The sequence below is a fragment of the Variovorax sp. FW301-JW7 genome (genome assembly GCF_058788795.1).
This window is the reverse complement of record NZ_JBYTBC010000003.1, coordinates 172,945-194,738: the sequence shown is the minus strand read 5'-3', so window position 1 is coordinate 194,738 and position 21,794 is coordinate 172,945. Positions and strand designations below refer to the sequence as shown.

General features: G+C 69.5%; 24 protein-coding genes. 13 read left to right on the top strand and 11 right to left on the bottom strand.

Going from position 1 to position 21,794, the window contains the following annotated elements:
- Window positions 1-167 precede the first annotated feature (167 nt).
- The 8 genes from AC3WQM_RS09365 (at window position 168) to AC3WQM_RS09330 (ending at window position 6,399) form a co-directional block, all read left to right on the top strand.
- Window positions 168-1,178 carry a Bug family tripartite tricarboxylate transporter substrate binding protein gene (locus AC3WQM_RS09365; protein ID WP_492678190.1) on the top strand — a complete coding sequence of 337 codons (1,011 nt, stop codon included), beginning with the start codon at window positions 168-170 and terminating at the stop codon, window positions 1,176-1,178.
- A 26-nt stretch (window positions 1,179-1,204) separates the two neighbouring features.
- Window positions 1,205-1,870 carry a response regulator gene (locus tag AC3WQM_RS09360; protein ID WP_062482520.1) on the top strand — a complete coding sequence of 222 codons (666 nt, stop codon included), beginning with the start codon at window positions 1,205-1,207 and terminating at the stop codon, window positions 1,868-1,870.
- On the top strand, window positions 1,871-3,286 hold the full coding sequence (locus AC3WQM_RS09355) for a sensor histidine kinase (RefSeq protein WP_492678188.1): 1,416 nt from the start codon (window positions 1,871-1,873) through the stop codon (window positions 3,284-3,286).
- 22 nt (window positions 3,287-3,308) lie between these two features.
- On the top strand, window positions 3,309-4,328 hold the full coding sequence (locus AC3WQM_RS09350) for a Bug family tripartite tricarboxylate transporter substrate binding protein (protein WP_492678186.1): 1,020 nt from the start codon (window positions 3,309-3,311) through the stop codon (window positions 4,326-4,328).
- Between the two features lie 16 nt (window positions 4,329-4,344).
- Window positions 4,345-4,749 (top strand): DUF6194 family protein, encoded by a 405-nt coding sequence (locus AC3WQM_RS09345; RefSeq protein WP_492678184.1) that lies wholly within the window; start codon window positions 4,345-4,347, stop codon window positions 4,747-4,749.
- Between the two features lie 66 nt (window positions 4,750-4,815).
- Entirely contained in the window at window positions 4,816-5,061 is a 246-nt protein-coding gene (locus AC3WQM_RS09340; RefSeq protein ID WP_099796415.1) for a ParD-like family protein, read from the top strand.
- Window positions 5,061-5,852: a type I methionyl aminopeptidase gene (gene map / locus AC3WQM_RS09335; RefSeq protein WP_492678182.1), complete on the top strand. Its 792-nt coding sequence runs from the start codon at window positions 5,061-5,063 to the stop codon at window positions 5,850-5,852. Before AC3WQM_RS09340 ends, map begins: the two co-directional genes overlap by 1 nt.
- A 109-nt stretch (window positions 5,853-5,961) precedes the next feature.
- The gene (locus AC3WQM_RS09330; RefSeq protein WP_492678180.1) at window positions 5,962-6,399 is read left to right on the top strand and encodes an SRPBCC family protein; all 438 of its coding nucleotides are present in this window, start codon (window positions 5,962-5,964) and stop codon (window positions 6,397-6,399) included.
- Between the two features lie 6 nt (window positions 6,400-6,405).
- Here AC3WQM_RS09330 and AC3WQM_RS09325 read toward each other — a convergent pair whose 3' ends face one another.
- From AC3WQM_RS09325 to AC3WQM_RS09300, 6 genes are all read right to left on the bottom strand, one after another.
- Window positions 6,406-7,380 carry a Csu type fimbrial protein gene (locus tag AC3WQM_RS09325; RefSeq protein ID WP_492678178.1) on the bottom strand — a complete coding sequence of 325 codons (975 nt, stop codon included), beginning with the start codon at window positions 7,378-7,380 and terminating at the stop codon, window positions 6,406-6,408.
- Complete coding sequence (locus tag AC3WQM_RS09320; RefSeq protein ID WP_492678176.1) at window positions 7,368-9,707, bottom strand: fimbria/pilus outer membrane usher protein; 2,340 nt, start codon at window positions 9,705-9,707, stop codon at window positions 7,368-7,370. The genes AC3WQM_RS09325 and AC3WQM_RS09320 overlap by 13 nt, the downstream gene beginning before the upstream one ends.
- A gap of 25 nt (window positions 9,708-9,732) precedes the next feature.
- Entirely contained in the window at window positions 9,733-10,482 is a 750-nt protein-coding gene (locus AC3WQM_RS09315) for a fimbrial biogenesis chaperone (protein ID WP_492678174.1), read from the bottom strand.
- A 14-nt stretch (window positions 10,483-10,496) separates the two neighbouring features.
- A complete protein-coding gene (locus AC3WQM_RS09310) occupies window positions 10,497-11,003 on the bottom strand; it encodes a Csu type fimbrial protein (RefSeq protein ID WP_489057256.1) in 507 nt (168 codons plus the stop codon).
- 393 nt (window positions 11,004-11,396) lie between these two features.
- Complete coding sequence (locus tag AC3WQM_RS09305) at window positions 11,397-12,521, bottom strand: 3-deoxy-7-phosphoheptulonate synthase (protein WP_139703841.1); 1,125 nt, start codon at window positions 12,519-12,521, stop codon at window positions 11,397-11,399.
- A 212-nt stretch (window positions 12,522-12,733) separates the two neighbouring features.
- Window positions 12,734-13,732, bottom strand: coding sequence for a LysR family transcriptional regulator (locus tag AC3WQM_RS09300; protein WP_492678172.1), 999 nt, complete (start codon window positions 13,730-13,732; stop codon window positions 12,734-12,736).
- 78 nt (window positions 13,733-13,810) lie between these two features.
- Between AC3WQM_RS09300 and AC3WQM_RS09295 the strand changes: the two genes are divergently transcribed.
- From AC3WQM_RS09295 to AC3WQM_RS09285, 3 genes are read left to right on the top strand one after another with little or no spacing between them, the layout of a single operon-like run.
- The gene (locus AC3WQM_RS09295; RefSeq protein WP_095747553.1) at window positions 13,811-14,362 is read left to right on the top strand and encodes a cupin domain-containing protein; all 552 of its coding nucleotides are present in this window, start codon (window positions 13,811-13,813) and stop codon (window positions 14,360-14,362) included.
- Window positions 14,359-15,165 (top strand): alpha/beta fold hydrolase, encoded by an 807-nt coding sequence (locus tag AC3WQM_RS09290; protein WP_492678170.1) that lies wholly within the window; start codon window positions 14,359-14,361, stop codon window positions 15,163-15,165. The genes AC3WQM_RS09295 and AC3WQM_RS09290 overlap by 4 nt, the downstream gene beginning before the upstream one ends.
- 30 nt (window positions 15,166-15,195) lie before the next feature.
- Window positions 15,196-16,182, top strand: a complete 987-nt coding sequence (locus tag AC3WQM_RS09285; protein WP_492678168.1) for a tripartite tricarboxylate transporter substrate binding protein — start codon at window positions 15,196-15,198, stop codon at window positions 16,180-16,182.
- 41 nt (window positions 16,183-16,223) lie between these two features.
- On the opposite strand, the gene AC3WQM_RS09280 is transcribed toward AC3WQM_RS09285, so the two are convergent.
- Window positions 16,224-16,865 (bottom strand): hypothetical protein, encoded by a 642-nt coding sequence (locus tag AC3WQM_RS09280; protein ID WP_492678166.1) that lies wholly within the window; start codon window positions 16,863-16,865, stop codon window positions 16,224-16,226.
- Between the two features lie 199 nt (window positions 16,866-17,064).
- Here AC3WQM_RS09280 and AC3WQM_RS09275 point away from each other — a divergent pair, with 199 nt between their 5' ends.
- Both AC3WQM_RS09275 and AC3WQM_RS09270 read left to right on the top strand, forming a co-directional pair.
- Window positions 17,065-17,322 (top strand): hypothetical protein, encoded by a 258-nt coding sequence (locus AC3WQM_RS09275; protein ID WP_099796404.1) that lies wholly within the window; start codon window positions 17,065-17,067, stop codon window positions 17,320-17,322.
- The gene (locus AC3WQM_RS09270) at window positions 17,319-17,732 is read left to right on the top strand and encodes a hypothetical protein (RefSeq protein WP_492678164.1); all 414 of its coding nucleotides are present in this window, start codon (window positions 17,319-17,321) and stop codon (window positions 17,730-17,732) included. The genes AC3WQM_RS09275 and AC3WQM_RS09270 overlap by 4 nt, the downstream gene beginning before the upstream one ends.
- Before the next feature lie 13 nt (window positions 17,733-17,745).
- Here AC3WQM_RS09270 and AC3WQM_RS09265 read toward each other — a convergent pair whose 3' ends face one another.
- The 4 genes from AC3WQM_RS09265 to AC3WQM_RS09250 are packed head-to-tail and all read right to left on the bottom strand — an operon-like array spanning window position 17,746 to window position 21,774.
- The gene (locus AC3WQM_RS09265; RefSeq protein ID WP_492678162.1) at window positions 17,746-18,981 is read right to left on the bottom strand and encodes an ROK family transcriptional regulator; all 1,236 of its coding nucleotides are present in this window, start codon (window positions 18,979-18,981) and stop codon (window positions 17,746-17,748) included.
- On the bottom strand, window positions 18,974-19,771 hold the full coding sequence (locus AC3WQM_RS09260) for an ATP-binding cassette domain-containing protein (RefSeq protein ID WP_492678160.1): 798 nt from the start codon (window positions 19,769-19,771) through the stop codon (window positions 18,974-18,976). The genes AC3WQM_RS09265 and AC3WQM_RS09260 overlap by 8 nt, the downstream gene beginning before the upstream one ends.
- On the bottom strand, window positions 19,771-20,730 hold the full coding sequence (locus tag AC3WQM_RS09255; protein WP_492678158.1) for an ABC transporter permease: 960 nt from the start codon (window positions 20,728-20,730) through the stop codon (window positions 19,771-19,773). Before AC3WQM_RS09255 ends, AC3WQM_RS09260 begins: the two co-directional genes overlap by 1 nt.
- A gap of 30 nt (window positions 20,731-20,760) precedes the next feature.
- Window positions 20,761-21,774, bottom strand: coding sequence for a sugar ABC transporter substrate-binding protein (locus AC3WQM_RS09250; protein ID WP_492678156.1), 1,014 nt, complete (start codon window positions 21,772-21,774; stop codon window positions 20,761-20,763).
- Between the last annotated feature and the right edge of the window lie 20 nt (window positions 21,775-21,794).

Here is a 21,794-nt window from a genome sequence, read left to right as displayed (position 1 = left end):
CGGCGCCCTCGCCCGCCGCCTACGGCGTTGCGACGGAACGCGGGCCGTGCGGCGCGAAACGACAGGCGCACGGCGCGAACGGCCCCGCTTGGCGAACTGACAGCATTCCGACAGCATCCACCCGGCACGATGCAGGCTTTCCTACAAGATCGATGGAGACACCCACCATGTCCGACCTCTTCCTGAACGACGCCGTCCCCCTGAGCCGCCGCCACTGGCTGCAAGCCGGCGGCGCCCTCACCCTCGGCGGCCTGCTGCCTTCGATGGCCTCGGCGCAAGACGCCTGGCCCAGCAAGTCGATCCGCTTCGTCGTGCCCTTCGCGCCGGGCGGCAGCTCGGAGATCGTGGCGCGCTCCACGGCCGCCGAGCTGTCGCGCACGCTGGGCCAGAGCGTGTTCGTCGACAACAAGCCCGGCGCGGCCGGCAACATCGCCATGAGCGAGGTGGCGCGCGCCACCGACCAGCACACGCTGATCCTCGGCCACATCGGCACGCTGGCCGTGAACCCCTACATCTTCGCCAAGCTGCCCTACGACGCGAACAAGGACTTCAAGCCCGTGAGCCTGCTGGCCAAGGTGCCCAGCCTGTACGTGGTGCACCCCGACGTGCCGGCCAAGAACCTCAAGGAGTTCATCGCCTACGCCAAGAGCAAGCCCGGCAAGCTGAGCTACGGCTCGGCCGGCAACGGCAGCGCGGGCCACCTGGCCTTCGAGTACCTGAAGATGACGGCCGACGTGTTCATGCTGCACGTGCCCTACCGCGGCACCGGCCCGATGGTGACCGACCTGCTCTCGGGCCGGCTCGACGCCTCCGCCATCGGCGCGGCGGCGATCATTCCGTTCATCAAGGCCGGCAAGGTGCGCTGCATCGCGACCGGCTCGGCCAAGCGCCTGGCGCAACTGCCCGACGTGCCGACCGTGGCCGAGCAGGGCTTCCCCGGCTTCGAGATGACGCAGTGGTACGGCATGCTCGCGCCGGCCAGCATCACGCCCGCGCAGATGAGCAAGCTCTCGGCCGAGACCATGAAGGCCGTGAAGTCGCCCGACTCGATGCAGCGCCTCACGGCCGATGCGGCCGAGGCCGTGGGCGGCACGCCGGAGCAGTTCGCGCAGTTCATCACCGCCGAACAGAATCGCTGGCAGAAAGTGATCGCCCGGGCAAACATCAAGCCTGATTGAGGCAGGCAGGCCCTAGCATCGGCGCCATGCGCATCCTGCTGGCCGAAGACGAACACACCCTGGGCACCTGGCTCTGCAAGGCGCTGGAGCATGCGGGCATCCAGGTCGAATGGGTGGACGACGGCCGGCTGGCCGACCGGGCCCTGCAGCAGCGCGACCACGACGCGCTGGTGCTCGACCTGGGCCTGCCCGGCATGGACGGCCACACGGTGCTGCAGCGGCTGCGCGAACGCGACCAGCGGCTGCCGGCGCTGATCCTCACGGCGCGCGATTCGCTGGACGAGCGCGTCGCCTCCCTCAACGCGGGTGCCGACGATTTCCTCGCCAAGCCCTTCGCGCTGGCCGAGCTCGAAGCGCGGCTGCACGCGCTGGTGCGCCGTGCGCGCGGCGTGGAGCATCCGCGCCTGGCCTGCGGGCCGCTGGTGTACGACGGCGCACGCCGGCAGTTCACGCTGGGCGGCGAGGCGCTCGCGCTGTCGCCGCGCGAACAGGCCGTGCTGCGCGCGCTGGTGCAGCGCAGCGGCGAGCCGCTGTCGAAGCAGCAGATCCTCGATCGCGTGTTCTCCGACGACGACGAGGTGCACCTCGAAGCCATCGAGGTGCTGGTGTACCGGCTGCGCAAGCGGCTCGACGGCAGCGGGGTGCGCATCGTCACGCTGCGCGGCCTGGGCTACGTGCTGGAAGCGGACTGAGTGAGCGCGCTGCGCCGCTTCACCGACCGCCTGCGCCGCACCAGCCTGTGGCAGCGGCTCGCGCTGCTGCTGTTCCCCGCCCTGCTGCTGGTGACGGGCATCGAGCTGTGGATGACGCGGCACGACGCGCTGGCCGCCGCCAACGCCGCGTACGACCGCTCGCTGCTGGGCGCACTCAAGTCGATCGACGCGAACATCTCCACGGCCTCGGGCGGGCTCTCGGTCGAGCTGCCGTACACGATGTTCGAGTTCTTCGAGCTCACGGCCAGCGGGCAGGTGTTCTTTCGCGTCGCGACCTCCGACGGGCTGGTGGAGCTGGGCAGCGCCGACCTGCCCGCGCCGCCCGTCGAGCCGGCGATGGGCGTGCCGGCCTTCTACGACGCCACCTACTTCGGCGAGGCCGTGCGGCTCGCGGCCTACCGGCGCGACCTGGACCGCGCGCCGGCCGGCAGCACCGGGCGCAGCGTGCTGATCCAGGTCGGCGAGAGCACGCGCTCGCGCCAGGAGTTCACCAGCCGCTTCGTGCGCAGCGCCGCGCTGCGCGACGGGCTGATCCTCGCGATGCTGCTGTGCGGGACCGCGCTGGCGCTGGCGGCGGCGCTGCGCCCGCTGTCGCGGCTGGCGCGCGAGGTGCAGGCACGCACGCCCGACGACCTCACGCGCATCGCCGAGACCGACCTGCCCGCCGAGGTGCGCCCGCTGGTGGCCGCCGTGAACCAGCAGATGGCGCGCACGCAGGAACTGGTCGCGCAGCAACGGCAGTTTCTCGACGACGCCTCGCACCAGCTGCGCACGCACCTGACCACGCTGCAGATGCAGGCCGACTACGCACGCCGCGAGGACGACCCGGCGCAGGTGCGCGCCGCGCTCGACGCGTTGGGCGCCGAGATCGGCCGCGCCACGCGCAGCGCGCAGCAGCTGCTGGCGCTGGGCCGTAGCGACACCGTGGCCGTGGCGCCGGCCGAATTCGACACCGCCGAGCTGCTGCGCGAGGTGGCGGTCGACCTGCTGCCGCTGGCGCGCGCCAAGCGCATCGACCTGGGCATCCATGCGCCCTCGCCCGAGCTGCACGCGGTGGGCGACCGCGGCCTGCTGCGCGAGGCGCTGAGCAACCTCGTGGCCAACGCCATCGCCTACACGCCGGCGGCCGGCACGATCACGCTCTTCGCGGCCGGCGACGCCGCGGGCTGGAGCCTCAACGTGGAGGACGACGGCCCCGGCCTGAGCGAGGACGAGCGCGCCACCTTGGGCCAGCGCTTTCGGCGCGGCGCACGCGCGGACCAGGGCGGCTTCGGGCTCGGCCTGGCGATCGTGCGTTCGATCGCGCAGCGGCACCATGGCGATTTGCGGCTCGAAGCGCGCGACGCGGGGCCGGGCCTGCATGCCATCATCTGGTGGCCCCGGCCTGCGGGGTGAACCGCCGCCCTCCTTCTCTTCGATGCCACGCCCCTTTACCTTCACCCGTCGCCACGCGCTGCGCGCGCTGTCCGCGTGGCTCGCGCCTGTCGCGTTGCAAGCGACGGCCGCGGCGGGCGATGCGTCCGAAGGCCCGGCGGAATGCGTGATCCCCGCCAAGGCCGGCGGCGGCTTCGCGCTGACCTGCGCCCTGGCGCGCGATGCGCTGCAGGCCGTGCGCCCCGCACGCACGCCGCTCGCGCAGCGCTACCTGCCGGGCGGCATCGGCGCGGTGGCCTTCGACCGCATCGCGAGCGGCCAGCTCGGCGGGCCGGGCACGCTGGTCGCGTTCTCGAGCGGCTCGCTGCTCAACCTCGCGCAGGGCCGCTTCGGACCGCACCCGCCCTCGGCCGTGCGCTGGATCGCCACGCTGGGCACCGACTACGGCGTGGTCGCCGTGCACCGCGACTCGCCGTATCGCCGCCTGCAGGACCTGATCGCCGCGCTGCGCCAGGACCCGTCGCGCGTGGTCTTCGGCGCGGGCGGCACGGTCGGCAGCCAGGACTGGGTGAAGGCCGCGCTGCTGGTGCGCGCGGCCGGCGGCGCACCGAAGGCGATGCGCTTCGTGTCCTTCGAAGGCGGCGGCGATGCGCTGGGCGCGCTGCAGGGCAAGCACGTCGACGCGTTCCCCGGCGACGCCGCCGAGGCGCTGCAGGCCATCGCCGGCGGCGCGCCGCTGCGCCTGCTCGCGGTGCTGTCCGAAGCGCGGCTGGGCAGCGCACTCACCGGCGTGCCCACCGCGCGCGAGCAAGGCGCGGACATCGTCTGGCCGACCGTGCGCGGCGTGTACCTGAGCGCCAACGTGCCCGACGCCGCCGTGCGCGCCTGGACCGCCGCCTTCACCGAGGCCACGGCCGCGCCGGGCTACGCGGCGCTGCGCGAACGGCACGGCCTTTATCCTTTCGCGCTCACCGGCGCCGCACTCGACGACTACGTGCAGGCGCGCATCAAGGCCTACCAGGCGCTCGCCGACGAACTCGGCCTGCGGCGCTGGAAGCCCTGATCTTCAACTGACCTCCATGACCGAAGACGACATCACCCAACACCTCATCGACATGCTCGGCGGCGGCCATTTCGAAGTGGCCGACGACAACACCTTCTTCTTCCACGGCGCGGACAACAAGTTCCCCTTCGCCACGATCGTGACGAAGGACAACGACTTCGACAGCGCCTCGAAGCTGAACCGGCCCGGCGTGTTCCGCCTGAATGTCGGCGTGGGCAAGGAGACCTTTCGCGCGCTGTTCGGCGAGCAGCCGCTGGCCGACGTCGACCACGCCGCGCTCGACCGGCTGATGCCGCACCCGGTGTACGCCAAGATGTACTGGGTCAGCGTGATCAACCCGAGCGCCGCGACCTTCGAGACCGTGAAGCCACTCCTGGTGGAAGCGCGCAACCTGCTGATCGCGCGAGACAAGAGCGCATAGACCGGCCCCGACACCCGACCACATGAAACGCATACAATCCATATACGTTTCATACAGAGGTGACCCATGGGCATCGTCAAGATTTCAGACCTGATGCACGAGAACCTGCGCGTGGCGGGCAACGCCCTGAGCCGGTCGATCAATGCGCAGGCAGAGCACTGGATGCGGGTCGGCATGCTGACCGAGATGCATCCCGACCTCGACTACCGGGAGGTCTGCCAGCTGCTGATCCAGGCCGAGCTCTCGGGCGGCCTGGACATTGCCGCCCCACCCGGCAAGCCCCGCGCCCCCGCGAACGGCAAGCAGCACTGATGGCACACGACGTTCCCCTCCGGTCGGCCGACGAACTGGTGATGGCACGCCATGCCGCCCAACTCGCGGCGCAGGTCCTGGCCATGATCGAGCCCCACGTCGTGCCCGGCGTGAGCACCGAAGCGCTCGACCGCCTCTGCCACGCACACATCGTGAAGGTGCAAGGCGCCATTCCCGCCAACGTGGGCTACCTGGGCTATCCGAAGACCATCCTCACCTCGGTGAACCAGGTGGTGTGCCACGGCATTCCCTCGGCCGACAAGATCCTGAAGGCGGGCGACATCGTCAACATCGACGTCGCCGTCAACAAGGACGGCTGGTTCGGCGACACCAGCCGCATGTTCTTCGTCGGTGCGCCGAGCGTGCTGGCGCGCCGGCTGGTGGAGACGACCTACGAAGCCCTGTGCGCCGGCATCCGGCAGGTGAAGCCCGGCGCGACGCTGGGCGACGTGGGCCACGCGATCCAGTCGGTCGCCCAGCGCGAAAATTTCAGCGTGGTGCGCGAGTACTGCGGACACGGCATCGGCCGCATCTACCACGACGAACCGCAGGTGCTGCACTTCGGGCGGCGCGGGGCGGGCCTCGTGCTGGAGCCGGGCATGGTCTTCACCATCGAGCCGATGCTCAATGCGGGCCGCGCCGAAACGAAGCAACTGGCCGACGGCTGGACCGTCGTGACCAAGGACCGCTCGCTGTCCGCGCAGTGGGAGCACATGGTGGCGGTCACGGCCGACGGCTACGAGGTGCTGACGGCCTGGCCGGACGGCACGGGCGCCTACGCGCCGATCTGATGCGCAACGCGGCCGGGCGATGGCCGCAATGTCCTTCATCGCCCAGGCTGCTTCGCGGGTGGACGGGCTGCCTTGCATTAGGCTGCGCGTTTTTACTCCTGGCCCGCTCATGCACATCGAAGAACGCATCCACATCGCAGTCCCGCCCACGGTCGTCGACCACATCTGGAGCGAGGTCGATCGATGGCATCTGTGGGACCCGGACACCAAGAAGGCCCAGCTCAACGGCCCCTTCGCCGTGGGAACCAAGGGCCGGATCGTTCCCAGCAAGGGCATGGGCGTGCCGATGGCGGTCACGGAGCGCACCGAGGGCCGCTCGTTCACCGTCGAAGGCCACATTCCCCTGTTCCGCATGCACTTCGAACACACGGTGTCGCCCGTCGCCGGCGGCTCGGAAGTGATGCACCGCGTGTGGTTCACCGGTGGCCTCGCCTTCCTGTTCGGGCCCGGCGTTGCCAAGCAACTTCGCACGGGGCTGCCCCGGACCATGCAGTCGCTGAAAGCCTATGCGGAGCAGCGCCACGCGCCGACTCGCGCCGGCGCCTGACCGCCCCTAGTACGTCACCGTGACGGTGACCGTGTCGCTGTAGCTGCCCGGCGCCACGTTGGTCTGGGCCGGCACCCGGCCGTAGACCGGGATGGCGCTGCCGGGATTGCCGCTGCCGTCGACCGTGTCCGTGCCTGCGGCATTGCCCCAGCGCAGCGAGCGCGCGGCATCGCGGTACAGCTCGTAGCGGATGTAGTCACCGGTCCCGCCCGCCATGCGCCGCTGCGTCCCCGTCACGTTCACGCCATTGCTCAGTCCCACCTTCCAGGCCGTGCTGGGCGGGCAGGCCATCGTGATGGCCGCCGTGCCGTTGACCGCGGACGCCAGCGAGCCGGCGCTGCCGAAGTCCAGGTCGGTGGCCGTCACGCTGACGGCACAGGCGCTCGAATAGGTGGCCGTGACCTGCGTGTAGAAATTCGTCACCCCGGTGTACTTGGCCGAGCTCGCGTTGCAGCTGCCGGGGGCGTTGCCGTTCTTCATGCCCCAGACGACCTGGGAGTTGTAGATGTTGGCCTGGTAGCTGCCCGCCGCCAGCGACTGCCCGGACGGCACGCGGCCGTACAGCGGAATGTTCAGCGCGACGTTGCCGCCGCCGGCCGGCAGGACGAACGTGCCTGCCGCGCTGCTGTAGGTACCGCCGCCCGGCGGCGGGCCGACGATGCTGCTGCGGCCCGCGTCGGAGTAGATGTTGTAGGCCATCTGCGAGCCGTTCCAGTTGGTCATGTAGCGCGGCGCGTAGCCGGCGATCTCGTTGCCCTGGTAGACGTACACGCAGTAGTTCATGTACATGGTCTGGCCGGTGTCGTTCTGGCAGGCGAAGCCGACCGTGGCGGTGGTGTCCGTCGCCGCCGACGCCGTCACGGTGCCGAAGGCGAAGGTGGGCTGGCTGGCAACCCAGCAGCTCGGGTCGGCATGCGCCGCGCCCATGCCCAGCAGGCACGAGAGTGCCAGCGCCAGTTTCACGAATCTCAACGTCCACATGTCAACCGCTCTTTCTGCAAACCACCGCCCTCGGGACGCCGCCAGTCGAACTGCGCCCGGCACACCCCGCCGTCGGGCGTGCGCACGGCCAGCGTGTTGCGCACGTCGAGCGTGTCCAGGTACACCCAGCCGTCGTAGCCCACCACCGCGCCGCCACCGTCCTGGCCGTTCACCTGCACGCGGCTGCCCAGCGGCAGGGGCTGGCCCTGTGCGTCCATCAATGCCACGTGGGCGGCCCGCACGGGCGTGATGCCGAAATGTGCCCGCGCGCCCGAACGGCCGGCCGGGGTGATGAGGCTCTCGGCGCGCTCGATGCGCACGTCGGCGGGCAGATCCATCGGGTCGATCGCCAGCTTGTTGTTCTGGTAGGCGTTCACCGGCACGACCAGCAGCAGGCCGCTCGCATTGGTCTGCCCCACCGGGCGATTCTCGAGCTTCACGGGCACGCCGGCCACGCCGTCGGTGTCCACCACCGCAAAGGCGTCGTCGATGCGCCGCGCGGCCAGCACCCCGCCGCCCATCAGCACCAGCGCGCCGCTGGCGCCCGCATAGGCGTAGCGGCTGGCGCGGCCACCGCCCATCTCGCTCACGCCGGCCTGCACGCGGCCGTAGGGGCCGAGGTAGTTGACTTCGGCCTGGCCGCCGGTCGCACCGCTACCCGTGCGCGCCGTGGCGCGCCAGCCCCAGCCGCCGTCGCCGAGAGGCGACTGCTGCGCGCTGACGGTGCCCACGGTGCCCTGGTCGCCGCTGCGCTGCACGCCGGCGCTCACGCTGGTCTGCGCGTCCCACGACCAGCTCAGGCCGACGAAGACGCCGCGGTCGCTGCGCTTGTCCAGGTTCTGGTTCATGCCCACCGTGATCGAGGTCGTGCGCCCGATCGAACGGAACCAGTTCACGCTGGCGTAGCGCGACGCGTTCTGCCCGACCGGGCGCAGGTAGAGGTAGCTCACGCTGACGTTGCCCAGGCCGCCCATGTCGTAGCCCACGCTCGCGCTGGCGCTGCCCTTGGCCGGCGCCGAGCCGTAGGCCGTGGCCACGTCGCGGTAGTCGCCCTGGGTGCGGGTGCCGTTCAGGCCCACCGACAGGCGCTCCTGCCGCCACAGGTAGCCCAGGCTGGTCTGCGTGCCGCTGCGGCTGCCGCCGGGGGTGTCGGCGTCGTGCCGGCTGCCCGCCAGCGCCGCCGACAGCGTGCCCGCGGCGCCCAGTTGCCACACGCCCCCGGCGCCGGCCAGCGCCAGGCCGCGCGTCACCTCGCCATGCGCTTCCATCGTGAAGCTGTCGCTGAGGCCCCGGCGCCAGGTGCCGGTCAGCACCGGCTGCTTGCCGTAGTCGAAGGAGCGCAGGCCGTAATTGCGGCGCACCACGCCCAGGTCGACCGTCCAATCGGTCAGCCCGGGCGCCAGCAGGCGGTTGCTGTCGAAGAGCGAAAAGCTCAGCGTGGCGGCGCGGCCCAGCGCGTCGGTCACCACCACCTGCGCCGTGCCCGTGCTGTTGATGCGCGGCAGCGTGTTGAGCTGGAACGGCCCCGCCGGCACCTGGCCGCTGTACTGGCGGATGCCGTCGATGAACAGCTCCACGTCCGAGGGCATCGTGGCCGAGCCGATGAAGCTGGGCAACGGTGCGGTCTGCCGGTAGGGCTGCAGGCCGAAGTCGCGCGTCAGCTGGATGCCGCCGATGCGCGTGGCGCGCGACCAGGGCAGCGCGCCGGTGAGCGTGTCGCCCACGCGCAGGGTGAGCATCTTGTCGGGGAAGGCCAGGCTCCAGGTGCTGTCCATGCGCACGGACTGGTCCTTCCAGCCCTGCGTGTCGTGCGTGCGCTGCATCAGCCAGGTGGTGCTGAGCACGCTGGCGCCGCGGAACGCGCGCAGCTCGCCGAAGGCGCTCAGGCTGGCGCTGCCGCCCCGGCCCTGGGTGCCGTAGAGGTCGTAGTTCAGCAGCAGGCCGGTGGAGGTGCTCAGGGGCTGCGCGCTGACGGCCGCCTGCCCCACCGTGGCGGTGGGCAGGCTCAGCATCGCGAGCGGCGCGGTCAGGGCCAGTTGCTGGCGCGCGGCATCGTAGTCAGCGGAAAGCCCGGGCAGGTCGCGCAAGGGCAGCCATTCGGCAGCGTTGTCGGGCAGGGAGAAACTCAGTTCGCGCAGCACCGCACGAGAGACCCACAAGGCCCCGCCCTCCAGGCGAAACGGATGCAGCCCGCGCGCCATGCCGTTGAGGCTGACCTCCAGGTACAGCGTCATGGCAGCCGGCGCGGCCTGGGCGGCGGGCGCAGCCAGGGCGGGCAGTGCGGTCAGGACCAGCGCAAACGGCGCCAGCGCGAAAGGGGCCAGCAAGGCCCTCGCCATGTGCACGGCCTGCTCAGCGCGCCAGTGGCGCGAGGTCTGCGGCCGTGGTCCTGCCATCGATCATGGCCTGCCAGCGACCCGCGCCTGACACGGCGGCAGGCGGCGTCTTCAGCGGCCAGCGCATGGTGGCGCCGGGCAGCACATAGCCCAGCAAGCCGGCATGGGCGGTGACGGCGCGGCCGTCCGCGCCGGTGAACACAAGATCCGCCAGCTGGGCATGCACCCCGCCGCTGTTGCTGACTTCCAGCACGGCCTTGCCGTCCTCGCGCCGCAGGCTCCAGCGCAACTGCGCGGGGGCCGGCTCCGCGCCTGCCGGAGAAACGAAGATGGGCAGCGAGTGCCGCATCACGAAGTTCAGGTTGCTCTTCTTGCCGTCCGTCGCAGCGCCTGCCGCCTGCGGCACGGGCAACTCGTCCACCAGCACGCGGTAGGCCTCTTCCGCCGCACCCGCGGGCGGCGGCCCGTTGCGGATCACGCGCACCAGTTGCCGGCCTTCGATGGGCAGTTGCAACATGGGCGGGCTGACGATGAGTCCGTCCGCCGGATCCATGCGGTCCTGCCCGTCCACCTGCGTCCAGCGGAACACGCGGATCTGCGCGTCCAGCGGCGCCGGCCCGGTGTTGCTCAGCCAGAGCCCGTCGGCCTGCCGGGTCGCCGCCAGCGTCAGGGTGACAGGCGAGACCTGCAGGCCGGCCGCCTGGACCGCACCGCCGCCAAGCAGGCATGCGCCCCACAGTCCGAGGATGGCAAGAGCACGTCTCACGATTCAGTACAGGCTCAGTACGTGACCGTCACCGTCACGGTGTCGGCGTAGCTGCCGGGCGTGAAATTGGCGTTGGTGTTCTTGGCGTAGACCGTCAGGGATGCCGCAGCGCCGTCGCCCGTGCCGCCCACGGTGTTGGTGCCGATGGTGCTGCCCCAGGCTGCGCCATAGGTCGAGTCCGAATACAGCGCGTAAGGCACCTTGTCGCTGTTGGTGGCCGACGACATGAAACCCGTGCCGTTGACGGTGCCGCTGTTGGCGGTCGACGGCGCCAGGCCGACGTTGTACGGGGTGGTCTTGGAGCAGGTGACCGAAATGGTGTTGCTGCCCGTCTGGTTGGTCGCCGTGGGCAGCACGGCGGTGCCCAGGCTGATGTCGGAGGTGGTGCCGGCGGTCACCGAGCAGCTCTTGACGATGGTCATCTTGACCTGAAAGCTCGCCGAGGCCGTCTGGGCCAGGACGGAACCGGATGCGAGAGCGAGGGTGGCGGTAACCGCCGCGGCGACTGCGAGCTTGAGCATGAAGAACTCCAAATGTAATCAATAAGACCTGACAGGTCGGTATTTTGTAATCATTTTGCATACGTTTTGATTACAAAGTGGCGCAAGGATGCCCCACGACCAGCCTGTTTGCCCTCGGATTCACGGCGCCTCGGCTCAAGTTTCGTGATGTAGTTCTCGTAACAATTAGAAAACTGTTTGCAGTGTTTACATTTCCGCCACAATCCCGGCGCCGCGTGGCTTGGCGAAATGGAGGCCTGGGTGCGGTCGATGGCGGGTGGGGAAAGTGGTCGCGACAAGCGCAGGACGCCCGAGGCTGCCCCGCCTCAGGAAGTCGATGCAGGCCGGCTCAGGGCGGTGCCCGGACCCGCCCGGGCGCAGGCGGCAGGGAGTCGCCCTGCCCCCTCGTCAGCCTCAGGCCTTGGCCAACCGGCGCCGCGCCTTCACCGCCGACGCCAGCCCTTCGAGCACCGGCACCGTCTGCGCAAAACCGATGCACGCGTCGGTGATCGACACGCCGTGCTTCAGCGGCACACCCGGCTTCAGGTCCTGCCGGCCTTCCTCGAGGTGGCTCTCGATCATGATCCCGGTGATGCGCCGCTCGCCGCCCGCGATCTGCGCGGCCACGTCTTCGGCCACCACGATCTGGCGCTGGTGCTGCTTGCTGCTGTTGCCGTGCGAGACGTCGATCATCACCTGCGGGCGCAGGCCGTTGGCCAGCAGCGCCTCGCAGCTCGAAGCGACATCCGCCGCCGAATAGTTGGGCGCCTTGCCGCCGCGCAGGATCACGTGGCAGTCGTCGTTGCCGCGCGTCTCGAAGATCGCGGCCATGCCCATCTTGGTCATGCCCATGAAAGCATGCGGTGCGCGGGCCGCGAGGATGGCGTCGGCCGCCACCTTCACGCTGCCGTCGGTGCCGTTCTTGAAGCCGACCGGGCAGCTCAGGCCCGAGGCCAGCTGGCGGTGGCTCTGGCTCTCGGTGGTGCGCGCGCCGATGGCGCCCCAGGCGATCAGGTCGGCGATGAACTGCGGGCTCAGCAGGTCGAGGAACTCGGTGCCGGTCGGCAGGCCCAGCGTGGTCAGCTCCAGCAGCAGGCGCCGCGCGCGCTCCAGGCCTTCGTTGATGGCGAAGCTGCCGTCCAGGTGCGGATCGTTGATGTAGCCCTTCCAGCCGACGGTGGTGCGCGGCTTCTCGAAGTAGGCGCGCATGACGATGAGCAGGTCGTCCTGCAGTGAATCGGCCACCTTCTTCAGGCGCTGCGCGTATTCGATGGCCTGGTCGTGGTCGTGGATGGAGCACGGGCCGACCACGACCACCAAGCGGTCGTCGCGGCCGTGCAGCACGTCGGCGATGGCAGCGCGGCTGCCTTCGACCAGCGCGAGCGTGTTGTCGCGCACGGGCACGCGCTCTTGCAGCAGCGCGGGCGTCATGAGCGGGCGCACGGCGCCGATGCGCACGTCGTCGATGCGGGTGGTGTCGAGGGTGCTGTCGCGGGAGCCGACTTCGGCGTCGTGGCGGGGGTCGTCGAGGCGAGACATGGTCGTGGGAGTGGGTTGCGAAAGGGTTTCTTCGATTGTCCCCCAGCACGCCCACCCCACCCGGCTCAGGCCGCCTTCAGGAACACGTCGGGGTCCGGCGCGAAACTGGCGCGCAGCGACAGCATCGCGCCGCCGAGCGCACAAGCCAGCGCGCCCGCGTTGCCGGGCGCACCGGCGTCCGCGTGTGACTTGATCGCGCCGGCCGTCGGCGCTCAGGCCTCGCGTGCGCACGCCAGCATCAGGCCGCGCAGCCATTCATGCGCAGGCGAATGGTCGGTGCGCGGGTGCCAGAGCATGCGCACGTCGAACAACGGCAGCTCGAGCGGAATGTCGAACAACGAGACCGTCGCCATGCGCGTCATGCGGCGCGCCAGGCGTGCGGGCACGCTGGCCACCATGTCCGAGGTCTCCAGCACGAAGGGCAGCGCCAGAAAGCTGGGCTTGATCATCTGAACCCGCCGGCGCAGGCCATGGGGTTCGAGCGCTGCGTCGATCTGCACGTTGTAGATCTGCGCAGCATCGAGTTCGATGGTCACATGCGGCAGCGCGCAGAAACCGGCCACGTCCAGCGTTTGGGAAAGCACCGGGTGGCTGCTGGCGCACAGGCCGAGGAAGCGATCCGAAAAGAGCTTGCGACCCTTCAGGTAGTCCGGCGCGCCGGGGAAATACGTCAACGCCAGATCGAGTTCGCCAGCCGCCATCATCTCGCCGAAGTGATGGGGATTGGTCTGCAGCACATGCAGCTTCACGCCCGGCGCCTCCTGCCGGATGCGGCGCATCACGGCGGGCATCATCAGCAGGTCGATGTAGTCGATGACGATCAGGCGAAAGGTCGTCGTCGCGGTGGCCGCATCGAAGCTCGGCGCCTCGAGCACGCGCTCGAGCGCGCCGATGGCGTCCTGCACACGCGGCCAGAGCACCAATGCCAGCTCTGTGGGCATCCAGCCACTGCCCGAGCGCATCAGCAATTCATCGCCGAACAGATCGCGCAGCTTGGCAAGCGACACGCTCATCGACGACTGGCTCATGCCCAGCCGTTCCGCGGCGCGGGTCACATGCCTTTCACGCAGCAGCGCGTCGAAGGCGCGCAGCAGGTGCAGGTCGAGATCCTGAAGTTTCATGGACATATCTTGCCGAGGCGGCGCGTGGATCGCGCCTCGCCCGGCGACGGGAAAACCCGCATGCGTCATCACGAAGCCGATGGCGCGCATCGGACCTTGCGATGGCGTCGGCGGACCTGGACGCGAATACTCGAAGGCCTCTCCTTCACTTCCACAGAGATGTTCACGATGGCCATTCCCCAGATCCGCGTCACGCGCGAAGAGATGCGCAAACGCGTTGCCTACTTCAAAGACCTCAAGGGCTTCGACGGGGGCCTGCCCGACAGCCGATACCCGAGCGCCGTGCGCAAGCTCTACAACGCGGTGGGCTTCCAGCCGCCGGCCGGCAAGGGCGGTGCGCAGGTGGTGTCGCCCGTGGGCGCACAGGCCGCCGAGAACGCCGCGATTCGCATCAGCGAAGGCTTCAACCTCGGCTTCTGCGAGGCCAAGCCGGGCAATGGCCCGATGATGCACAACCACGACACCAACGAGACCTTCATGCCCCTGACCGGCACCTGGCGCTGCTCGTGGGAACTGGACGGCAAGGACGAGTACTTCGACGTCGGCCCCTGGGACATCTGCTCTTTTCCGCCCGGCGTGAACCGGCGCTTCGAGAACATCACCCACAGCGAGCCGGACAAGACGCACTTTCTGATGTTCGTCATCGGTGGCAATGCACCGGAGGCCGACTTCACCGAGAAGGCCAAATCGACGCTGCGCGAAGAAGGCTACCTCGCATGAGCCTGGCTCACCCTTCGCCGCCCGCCTTGAGCCGTTATGTCGCCAGCGCGCCGCTGGGCCGCTTCACCGAGGACGACGGCACGCACTGGGGCTACCGCGACAACGCCCGCCGCACTGCCAGGGCCCCGCTGGTCCTGTTGCCGGGCGCGCTGGGCAATGGCGACACGGCCTGGCACGTGGCGCAAGCCTTCGACGCCGAGCGCCGCGTGGTCAGCGTCACCTACCCCGGCGGCCGCAGCCCGGCGCAGCTCGCGCACGGGCTGGTTGCGCTGCTCGGGCATCTGGACACCGGCGCGGTCGCGCTCTGGGGTTCGTCCTACGGCGCCTGGTGGGCGCAGCATGTCGCCGCCGCATTCCCACAGCACGTTTCGGCGCTGTGGCTGGGCAACACCTTCGTCGACGGGGCCGACGTGAAGGCTTCGCCGCTGTTCGATGCGGCCTGGCTGGACGCCGCCACCGATGACGAGGTCATCGCCCGCTGGCATGCCGTCCTGGCGGCCAGGCCCGACGATCTGCTGCGCAACGTGCAGCTGCACATGCTGCACCACGGCCTGCCGGCGGGCGCCTTCCACCAGCGATTGCGCCAGGTGGCCCATGCGCAGGCGCCAGCTGCCGTGCCAGCCATCGAACACACCGTGGTGTGCGACTGCGAGGACGATCCGACCATCACGCCCGCGGTGCGTGCGCGTGTACGGGCGCTCTACCCGGACGCTCGGCACCTCAGCCTTGCGACCGGCGGCCATTACCCCCACATCGTTGCGCCGCAGCCGCTCATCGCCGCCCTGCGCGACTGGCTCGCCTGAGCCTTTCAGAAAAAAGAACGGAGACACCCCATGCAGGACCCACGCTTTTCCCGCCGCACCGTGCTCGCGCACCTGGGCGCGGCCGCCGCCGCGATGGCCGCCCCGCCGCTGCTCGCGCAGGGCCGGTGGCCCGAGCGGCCCATCAAGGTCATCGTGCCCTTTGCGGCCGGCGTATCTCCCGACGTGGTGACGCGCATCGTGAGCGAGCCCCTCGGGCGTGCGCTCGGGCAACCGGTGGTCATCGACAACCGCGCAGGCGCGGCCGGCATCATCGGCGCGGAGATCGCGGCCAAGAGCCCCGGCGACGGCTACACACTGTTCATGACGGTCAACTCGATCATGGGCATCAATCCCAACGTGTACACCAAGCTGCCCTACGACACCTTCCGCGACTTCGCACCCGTGACCCAGGTGGCACTGGTGCCCTATGTGCTGGTCACCGGCCCGAACCAGCCCGACGCCACCCTGAAAGACCTGATCGCACGTGCGAAGGCCAAGCCGGGATCGGTCGACTACGGGTCGCTGGGCATCGGCTCGGGCCCGCACGTGGTGATGGAGATGATGAACAACATGGCCGGCATCCAGATGGTCCACGTGCCCTATAAGGGAAGCCCGTTGGCCGATGTGATGGCCGGACAGATGCCGCTGGCCTTCGAGCCGGCCACCACCGCGATACCGCTGGTCAAGAGCGGCAAGCTGCGTGCGTTGGCCATCACCAGCAAGAAGCGCAGTGCCGCACTGCCCGATGTGCCCGCCGTGGCCGAATTGCTGCCCGGCTACGACGGCGACGGCTGGCAGGGCTTCTACGTGCCGGCCGCAACGCCCAAGGACATCGTCGCGCGCTTCAATACCGAAATCGTGAAGGTGCTCAGACAACCCGACGTACAGCGCCGGCTGATCGACCTGGGCCTGCAACCGGTGGGCAGCACGATCGACGAATTCGCCAAAGTCTCACGCGACGAATACGCCAAGTGGGGAAAGATCGCGAAGTCGAACAACATACGCATCGACAGCTGAGGGCATCGGGCGTCAGGTGGCATCACCCTTCGGAGCAAGCCTCACGTCGATGCGCGCGACAGCGTCGCCAGCTTCTTCTTCGCACTCTGCAAGAAGCCGACCTTCTCGACGGGCAGCGGCGCCTTCGTATCCCCGGGCTTGATGATCTCGAGCGCCGCGGGTTTCGGCTTGAGTGCATCGCGCGGCGTGAGGCCGTTGAACTTCGCGTTCGAGATGACGTGCACCTTCAGGTGTCGGTGGATGGTCTTCGAGAGCTTCCGGCAGGCGGCCGCCAGGGTGGCTTCGTCGGGCATCGACTGGCCGTGCACGACGAGCAGCTCCAGGGTGCCGTCTTCGTCCTCCGCGAGCACGAAGGCGCGCACGACCGAGGCCTTGAACTTGCCGCGCAGCATCGCGCGAACCGGCTCGGCCGCGGCGAACGACTTGAGCGCGATGTTGCGCAGTTCGTCGTGGAAGATGAACGCGCGATCGATCGAGAAGGTCTCGGCCTCCTCGGCCTTCGGCTTTTGCTTCTTCAGGATGCCGCTGCTGACGAGGTGCGCCAAGGTGCGTTCCACATCGGTGGGATCGAGCTTCGAGCGCTGGGCCAGCTCGCTGGAAGACAAGGGTTGTTGGGGCGCCGCGTAGGCGACCATCAAGAGCTTTTGCACCTCGGGGGCGAAAAGAAAATCTGCAGCACTCATTTCGCGGTTCTCAACTTCTCTGCGTGTGTGGGGGTTCTCTACAAGCGGGTTGCATTATCGAGAGCGCCTGGCTCCCGTGCGATGCGGCTTTCTCCACGGCGTTTTCGCGGCGGATTCCGTCACCGCGCATGGCGCCGGCCTACAGCGGAGCCCGGCGCGCACCGGTAAGAACGGCTGAACACGACAAGGAGCTTCAGCCATGGACCTGGAACAGACCATCGACAAGATCAAGCAGGTGGATGCCGCGCGCGCCGACTACCCCGGCGAACACCTCGTCGTGCTCGGCGCCGGCGTGCTGCTGTTGCTGGCCGCAGGCCGCAGCCGGTCGTTCCTGATGCGGATCGTCGCGGGCGCCGCCGGCGGCGCGCTGATCGGCCGGGCAGCGAGCGGCACCGGCGGCATCGCGAAGCTGGCCGGCGTGCTGCAGAACGGAGGCCTGGCATGGCCGCGGCGTTGAACTCACGGGCCGGCGACCCCCGGCGGTACTGGGCCCCTTGCCTGGGCGTGGCGCTGGTGGCGATGTCGCTGTTCTACGTGACCTTGAAAGACCTGGTGCACGAGAGCGCGGCGCGTGCTGCGGCCTTGACCACTGCGGTCGTGCCCGCCGACCCCGACAAGTCGGCCGCCCACGGCGCGTTGCCGGATGCGGCGACCCGCGCATCCATGAAACCGGCCGCGCTGACGAACACGAACGTCGAGGCCCCGGTGATCGCCCCCACAGCCAAGACCGTGCCTGCCGTCGTCGAGGTGCACAAGTGCGTCATGCCCGAGGGCGATGCGGCCTACTCCGACGGGCCGTGCCCCGCAGGCGCTCGCGCGACCACGCTGCGATTGACGCGCGACCTGCACGCCTCGGCGAGTCCCTGAGCTTTTGGGCGGCTCACCCCGCCTTCAGAAACACATCGTGGTCCGGCGCAAAGTTGGCATGCAGCGGCAGCATCGCGCCGCCGAGCGCGCAGGCCTGCGCCCCCGCCCTGCCCCCATGCAGCTGCGGCGCCCACAGGCCTTCCCAGTTGCATTGCGCGAGCGCCGCGCGGGTCTGCACCAGCAGCGCGTCGAGCAGCGCGCGCGACATCGAGCCGTCCATCACCACGTCGGCCAGGTCGAGCACCGCCGTGCTGCTGACGATGGCATGCGCCAGCGCCCGCGACGCGCTGCCGAGCCAGGCCTGCGTGGCAGTAGCGAACGGCGCCTCGAGCGCGCGGTCGTCGTAGGCCGCCGTGGCGTCGAGGCCTTCGGCGCGCAGGCGCTGCTCGAGCTCCCACAGCGACGCCTCGGCCACCACCTGCGTCGACAGGCCTTCGGAGGGCTTCTCGGTGCGCATCGGGATCGACGCGAGCGCGCCCGCATTGCCGTGCGCGCCGGTGTGCAGGTGCGAGTTGATGACCAGCCCGCCGCCCACGAAGGTGTCGACGAAGATGTAGAGAAAGCTCTTGAGGTCGTGCCCGCGCCCCGTCACCAGCTCGGCCACGCAGGCCGCCACGGTGTCGCGCGCGAAGCCCACGGGCACGTCGGTGCGCGCGCGCACCTCGGCCAGCAGGTCCATCTGGTTCCATTCGTCCGACTGCGCCTTCGACAGCCCCAGCGTGCGGTGCCAGCCGCCGAGCTGGAACGGCGCCGCCAGCCCCGCGCCCACGTTGCGCGCGGCCAGCGGCCCGAGCCCGTCGCGCAGGCGGTGGATGTGCTCGGCGATCACGGGCAGCAACGCACCGGCGTCGGGAAATTCGTAGCGGATCGCGTGGTGCTCGCGCACGCGCGCCGCGAAGTCGATCAGCAGCCACTCGGCCCCGCGCCGCCCGAGCTTCACGCCGATGGCAAAGGCGCCGTCGGGGTTCAGCGCCAGCGGCACCGAGGGCTGGCCGATGCGTCCGCGCACGCGGCTTTGCTTGACGATGAGGCCGTCGTCCTCGAGCCGCGCGGTGATCAGGCCGATGGTCTGCGCGCTCAGGCCCGTGAGCCGCGCGAGGTCGGCCTTGGGCAGGCTGGTGTGCACGCGCAGCGCCTGCAGCACCACGCGCTCGTTGAACTGGCGCATGCCCACCTGGTTGGAGCCGCGCGGACGCAGCAGCGCCGAGGGGCGTTCAACGATGGCGATGTCGGTGCCGGTATCACGCATGCGCCTCCGCGGGCAACTGGTCGGCGGTCATGGCGCCGGTCATCACGGCCACGGTGTCGCTCATGCTGATCTTCTTCGGATTGAGCACGGCCGCGCGCCTGCCCAGGCGCGCCACGTGGATGCGGTCGGCCACCTCGAACACGTGCGGCATGTTGTGGCTGATGAGCACCACGGGCAGGCCGCGCTCGCGCACGCGGCGAATCAGCTCGAGCACCATGTTGCCCTCCTTCACGCCGAGCGCGGCGGTGGGCTCGTCCATGATGACCACGTGCCGCGCGAAGGCCGCGCTGCGCGCCACGGCCACGCACTGGCGCTGGCCGCCCGAGAGCGTTTCGACGGCCTGCGTCATCGACTGGATGCCAACCTTCAGGTCCTGCATGCGCGCCGTGCTTTCGAGCAGCATCTTCTTCTTGTCGAGCATGCGCAGCACATTGCCCAGGAAGCCGGGGCGGCGCAGTTCGCGGCCGAGAAAGAGGTTCTCGTAGATGGTCATCGCGGGTGCGACGGCGAGGTCCTGGTAGACCGTCTCGATGCCGGCGCGGCGCGCGTCCAGCGGGTTGCGGAAATGCACCGGTGCGCCGTCGAGCAGGATCTGGCCTTCGTCGGGCACGATGGCGCCCGACAGCGCCTTGATGAGCGACGACTTGCCCGCGCCGTTGTCGCCGATCACCGCGAGTATCTCGCCTTCGCGCAGCTCGAAGTCGACGCCGTCGAGCGCGGTGACCTGGCCGTAGCGCTTCACCAGGCCCTTGGCCTGCATCACGATCTTGGGGTGGGCCACGGTGTTCATCAGCGGGCTCCCTTGCGCGAGAGTTGATCGGCCGCCACCGCCAGGATCACGAGCACGCCCGTCACCAGCACCTGGTAGATCGACGACACGCCCATCAGCGTGAGCCCGTTGCGAAACACGCCCACGATGAGCACGCCGATGAGCGAACCCAGCACGATGCCGCGCCCGCCGAAGAGGCTGGTGCCGCCGAGCACCACGGCCGTGATGGCGTCCAGGTTCTCGGTCTGGCCCGCGTTCGGGTCGCCCACGCCGGTGCGCGCCACCGACAGCAGCGAGGCGATCCCGTAGAGCACGCCCGCCGCCACGTACACGCCCAGCAGCACGCGCTGTGTCGGAATGCCGACCAGCCGCGTGGCTTCGGCGTTGTTGCCGACCGCGTAGATGTGGCGCCCCGCGGCCGTCTCGCGCAGCACGAACCAGGCGAGCACATACAGCGCCACCATCAGCACCGAGCCCCACGCCACCTCGGCGCTGCCGATGGTGAAGGTGGTGCCCAGGCCCGTGAGGCCGGCGGGCAGGTCGGTGATGGTCTGCGACGACGAATACAGCTGCGTGATCGCGAACGCGATGTTCAGCGTGCCCAGCGTCACGATGAACGGCGGCAGCTTGATGCGCGTGACCAGCAGGCCATTGAGCAGGCCGAACAGCGTCGTCACGCCGATGCCGCACAGGATGGCCAGCGGCACCGGCATGCCGAGCTCGGTGGCGAACTTCGTCATGATGATCCCGCCCAGCGCCATCACCATGCCGCACGACAGGTCGATGCCGGCCGTGAGGATGATCAGCGTCTGGCCGATGGCGATCACGCCCACCACCATCACCTGCTGCAGGATCAGCGACAGGTTGCCGCCCGTGAGAAAGCGGTCGGACTGCGTCGCGAAGAAGATGCATGCGCCGAGCAGGGCCAGCCACGGCCCGAGGGCGCCCCACGGAATGCGGTGCGTCGGAGATGTCGCCATCGATGTGTTTTCCTTGTTGCCGGGGGCCGTTTACTTCTTGCCCCAGCACAGCTCGGTGCCGGTCTTGGTGTCCTTGCTGTCGACGCCGGCCACGCTCTTGCCGGCGATGAGCGTCACGCCGGTGTCGACGTAGCCCGAGGCCTTCTTGCCGGTCTTGGCGAATTCGACGCCCGCGGCCACGCCCATGGCGGCCATCTTCAGCGGGTACTGCTGCGAGGTCGCGGCGATGATGCCGGCGGCCGTGTCCTTGATGCCCTGGCAGCCGCCGTCGACCGAGACGATCATCACGCCCTTCTCCTTGCCCGCGCGCTTGAGCGCGTTGTAGGCACCGGCCGCGGCGGGCTCGTTGATGGTGTAGACCAGGTTCACGTCGGGCGCCTTCTGCAGGCAGTTCTCCATCACGGTCTGCGCCTTGGCCTGATCGCCGAAGCTGTCGGCCATGCAGACGATCTCGGGCGACTTCGACAGCTCGTTCGACTTGGCGTCGTTGGCCGGCAGGCCGAAGCCCTTCATGAAGCCGTTGTGGCGCTGCGCGCCCACGGGGTGGCCCGGCAGCAGGTCGAGCGCGACGATCTTGGGCGTCTTGCCGGCCATCGCGGCCTTGGCGTATTCGCCGATGAGCACGCCGGCCGTGTAGTTGTTGGTGGCGAAGAGCGCGTCGGTGGCGTCCGGCGGATCGGCCGGGCTGTCGAGTGCGATCACCTGCACGCCCTTGTCGCGCGCCTTCTTGATCGCCGGCACGATGGCCTTGGCGTCGCTGGGCGTGATGAGGATGGTCTTGGCGCCGGCGGCGATCATGTTTTCCATCGCCGTGATCTGGCCCGCGTTGTCGCCGTCGGCCTTTCCTGCCCCCGACAGCAGCTTGGCGCCGAGCTTCTTGGCCTCCTCCTGCGCGCCCTCTTTCATCTTCACGAAGAAGGGGTTGGTCTCGGTCTTGGTGACCAGGCCGATGACCGGCGGGTCGGCGGCCAGGGCCGTGGACGTGGCCGATGCGGCAAGGGTCAGGACGGCCAGGGCGGGAACGAAGCGCGGGCGGGTGAACATGAGGGTTGTCTCCTTCAGGG

Excerpts from the sequence above, each read along its gene's own strand:
- AC3WQM_RS09365 (WP_492678190.1), top strand. The coding sequence starts at position 168 with ATGTCCGACCTCTTCCTGAACGACGCCGTCCCCCTGAGCCGCCGCCAC.
- AC3WQM_RS09360 (WP_062482520.1), top strand. The coding sequence starts at position 1,205 with ATGCGCATCCTGCTGGCCGAAGACGAACACACCCTGGGCACCTGGCTC.
- AC3WQM_RS09350 (WP_492678186.1), top strand. The coding sequence starts at position 3,309 with ATGCCACGCCCCTTTACCTTCACCCGTCGCCACGCGCTGCGCGCGCTG.
- AC3WQM_RS09345 (WP_492678184.1), top strand. The coding sequence starts at position 4,345 with ATGACCGAAGACGACATCACCCAACACCTCATCGACATGCTCGGCGGC.
- AC3WQM_RS09340 (WP_099796415.1), top strand. The coding sequence starts at position 4,816 with ATGGGCATCGTCAAGATTTCAGACCTGATGCACGAGAACCTGCGCGTG.
- map (WP_492678182.1), top strand. The coding sequence starts at position 5,061 with ATGGCACACGACGTTCCCCTCCGGTCGGCCGACGAACTGGTGATGGCA.
- AC3WQM_RS09330 (WP_492678180.1), top strand. The coding sequence starts at position 5,962 with ATGCACATCGAAGAACGCATCCACATCGCAGTCCCGCCCACGGTCGTC.
- AC3WQM_RS09325 (WP_492678178.1), bottom strand. The coding sequence starts at position 7,380 with ATGTGGACGTTGAGATTCGTGAAACTGGCGCTGGCACTCTCGTGCCTG.
- AC3WQM_RS09310 (WP_489057256.1), bottom strand. The coding sequence starts at position 11,003 with ATGCTCAAGCTCGCAGTCGCCGCGGCGGTTACCGCCACCCTCGCTCTC.
- AC3WQM_RS09305 (WP_139703841.1), bottom strand. The coding sequence starts at position 12,521 with ATGTCTCGCCTCGACGACCCCCGCCACGACGCCGAAGTCGGCTCCCGC.
- AC3WQM_RS09300 (WP_492678172.1), bottom strand. The coding sequence starts at position 13,732 with ATGCGCGCCATCGGCTTCGTGATGACGCATGCGGGTTTTCCCGTCGCC.
- AC3WQM_RS09295 (WP_095747553.1), top strand. The coding sequence starts at position 13,811 with ATGGCCATTCCCCAGATCCGCGTCACGCGCGAAGAGATGCGCAAACGC.
- AC3WQM_RS09290 (WP_492678170.1), top strand. The coding sequence starts at position 14,359 with ATGAGCCTGGCTCACCCTTCGCCGCCCGCCTTGAGCCGTTATGTCGCC.
- AC3WQM_RS09285 (WP_492678168.1), top strand. The coding sequence starts at position 15,196 with ATGCAGGACCCACGCTTTTCCCGCCGCACCGTGCTCGCGCACCTGGGC.
- AC3WQM_RS09280 (WP_492678166.1), bottom strand. The coding sequence starts at position 16,865 with ATGAGTGCTGCAGATTTTCTTTTCGCCCCCGAGGTGCAAAAGCTCTTG.
- AC3WQM_RS09275 (WP_099796404.1), top strand. The coding sequence starts at position 17,065 with ATGGACCTGGAACAGACCATCGACAAGATCAAGCAGGTGGATGCCGCG.
- AC3WQM_RS09265 (WP_492678162.1), bottom strand. The coding sequence starts at position 18,981 with ATGCGTGATACCGGCACCGACATCGCCATCGTTGAACGCCCCTCGGCG.
- AC3WQM_RS09260 (WP_492678160.1), bottom strand. The coding sequence starts at position 19,771 with ATGAACACCGTGGCCCACCCCAAGATCGTGATGCAGGCCAAGGGCCTG.
- AC3WQM_RS09255 (WP_492678158.1), bottom strand. The coding sequence starts at position 20,730 with ATGGCGACATCTCCGACGCACCGCATTCCGTGGGGCGCCCTCGGGCCG.
- AC3WQM_RS09250 (WP_492678156.1), bottom strand. The coding sequence starts at position 21,774 with ATGTTCACCCGCCCGCGCTTCGTTCCCGCCCTGGCCGTCCTGACCCTT.